Here is a 2,094-nt window from a genome sequence, read left to right on the forward strand (position 1 = left end):
GCCCACCGCGCCCGCCAGCGCGCCTCGCAAGCCCACCGCGCCCGCCAGCGCGCCTCGCAAGCCCGCTGTCGACTCGCCTTCGCGCCAGGATGGTTTGCAGGCGATTTTGGATTTTCTCAGCGGCGCCTTGCCTTCCGACCTTTTTGCTGAGGTCCAAGCAGCGCTGGAGCAGTATGTCCATGGATCCCAGGAGCCCGAGACGCCGCGGCAGCCCGCCGCCGATCGCCGTCCTCGGTTCGCCGCCGACGCCTCTGGGGAGAGCTCGTTTTTCGCGCGCTTTCCCGCAGCGAAGAAAATCGGCGCAGCGTAAGGGAGGTCATGATGCTGGACGCTGAAACGAAACCCGACGCCCTTGGCGAACGCGCCGCCGCGAGGGAGCAGTTGGCCGATGCGATTGTTGCCGTCGACGTGGCGCGTGAGCGGCTCGCCGAGGCAAAGCGGGCAGCTGAGGCCGGCTGGGACCGAGCGATTCATATCGGCGACCGCCTTGAGCGCCTAAGGGCGGAACTGCCCCAGCTGCCCGCAACGCCGCCGGCAGGCGCGGTCCTGGCCGCCCTCACGAGGGCGGGCGACGTGTTGGAGGTTGAGCGGTCACCGCGCGCGAAAGCGGAGGCCGAAATCGAGGGCCTCGAAGCGTCGCTCGAATCGATCCGGCGAGCGCGGGATGCTGCCGAGCAAGAGGCTACTCGGCGCAAGGAAGCGATCGGCACCGCGGAAGCGCACGTCAAGCGCATGGCCGCCGCCGTTTTGCAGTCATCCGGAGCGACCGAGCGGCTGCTGCACGGCCTCTTGGACCTCGAGCGCCAAGTCGTCGAGCGCCGGCTCGGCTTGGCCTTTCTTCTGCGGCACGGCGCCGTTCCCGTCGCCTTGCTCGCCGAAGTGGGGAAGTTGCTCGATGGTCATTCGCTCCCCGCGCGCGCGACGGCCGATCATTGGTCCCGCCACCCGACGACGACCGCTTGGGCGGACACGTTGAAGGAACTGGAGCGCGATCCGGACGCCCGGCTTCCGGGCTGATCAGATTACCGCCGGCGCGGCTTTCTCCGGCGGCGATGGCCCAGCGGGGTGTGGCCTGTAACTCCCGCCGGTCACGGTTCTGGATCCTCATGCCCGTGACCACCCTTCGGCGCCCCGGCCATGTCCACCGGCCGGGGCGTCGATCATTCCAGATGGAGAACCTCACATGACCAAACGAAAAATTAGTTCAGACAATTTCATCGGCGGGCTTGCCACGGCGCTGGGGGGCGGCGCTGGGAGCGTTGCGCGAGAGGCGGTCGGCCGCAATCTGAGCGCCGACAGCGAAGATGGAATCGCGGAAGTCGTCCGCTGGGCAACCGAAAATCTCGACGCAGCACAGGTGCGCCGCTTGGGCGAGGAGCTGATCTCGGCCGCCGACAAGGGCGACGATGGCCGCCAGGCGCAAGACAGCGCATGGGGACGAAAGCCCGATCCTTTCGAGCAACGCTATCCCGCATCGCGCCGCATCGGTCAGCAATGGTGAAAGGCTCGCCGCCCAGCAAGCGGCGGCGATCTCTGAAATGCGACCAATTCCGAGGGGAGTGTGACCGATGAGCAGTTTGGCGAGACGACTGACAAGAGCGAAACGACGCGAACGCCTGTCGCTGCGACGCGACCGCGCTTCGAATTCCGTTGTCGTGAACTTCGGCGGCGACACTCGGACCCTTGATCTCACGCCCCAAGCGCCGCCGCCGTCGATCGAGTCCGCTTTCCAAGGGCTCGAGAAGTCCTTGGCGGAGGTCGACGCCGCCGGGCGTGCGATGGGGCTTTCCGCCAAAAGCCTTAAGAAGGTCAAAGAGGCAATATTGGCTGTGGGCCTGGAGGGTCTGAACCAATGAGCGACGACGCAAATGTTTTGAAGGAATTCGTCGTCGAGCTTGGCTGGAAAAGCGACGCGACACAGCAACGCCGCGTCACCGATGCGATTGCGTCGGTCACGAAGGGCGTCACGGTCATGGCGACCGCCGTCGCGGCCGCCGAAGTCGCGCTTGTCGGCATCGCGCAGCGTGTTGCTCGAAGCTTTGAAGCGCTCGCCTATGCGTCATCGCGCGTCAACGCCAGCGCGAAGAACATCGC

Annotated in this window: 5 protein-coding genes; all 5 read left to right on the forward strand. The window is 66.3% G+C overall.

Annotated features, from left to right (window positions below; all coding sequences use genetic code 11):
- Positions 1–310, forward strand: a 310-nt coding sequence (locus tag IYX23_RS19945) for a hypothetical protein (protein WP_210332547.1), incomplete at its 5' end; no start/stop codon positions are given.
- A 71-nt stretch (positions 311–381) separates the two neighbouring features.
- Positions 382–1,017 carry a hypothetical protein gene (locus IYX23_RS09240; RefSeq protein WP_196393180.1) on the forward strand — a complete coding sequence of 212 codons (636 nt, stop codon included), beginning with the start codon at positions 382–384 and terminating at the stop codon, positions 1,015–1,017.
- A gap of 166 nt (positions 1,018–1,183) precedes the next feature.
- Positions 1,184–1,501, forward strand: coding sequence for a hypothetical protein (locus IYX23_RS09245; RefSeq protein ID WP_196393181.1), 318 nt, complete (start codon positions 1,184–1,186; stop codon positions 1,499–1,501).
- 67 nt (positions 1,502–1,568) lie between these two features.
- Positions 1,569–1,856 (forward strand): hypothetical protein, encoded by a 288-nt coding sequence (locus tag IYX23_RS09250; protein WP_196393182.1) that lies wholly within the window; start codon positions 1,569–1,571, stop codon positions 1,854–1,856.
- On the forward strand, positions 1,853–2,094 hold a 242-nt coding region (locus IYX23_RS09255; protein ID WP_196398844.1), incomplete at its 3' end, for a hypothetical protein. The genes IYX23_RS09250 and IYX23_RS09255, both read left to right, overlap by 4 nt.

This window comes from Methylocystis sp. L43 (genome assembly GCF_015709525.1).
In the GTDB taxonomy this organism is placed as follows: Bacteria; Pseudomonadota; Alphaproteobacteria; order Rhizobiales; family Beijerinckiaceae; genus Methylocystis.

Excerpts from the sequence above, each read along its gene's own strand:
- IYX23_RS09245 (WP_196393181.1), top strand. The coding sequence starts at position 1,184 with ATGACCAAACGAAAAATTAGTTCAGACAATTTCATCGGCGGGCTTGCC.
- IYX23_RS09250 (WP_196393182.1), top strand. The coding sequence starts at position 1,569 with ATGAGCAGTTTGGCGAGACGACTGACAAGAGCGAAACGACGCGAACGC.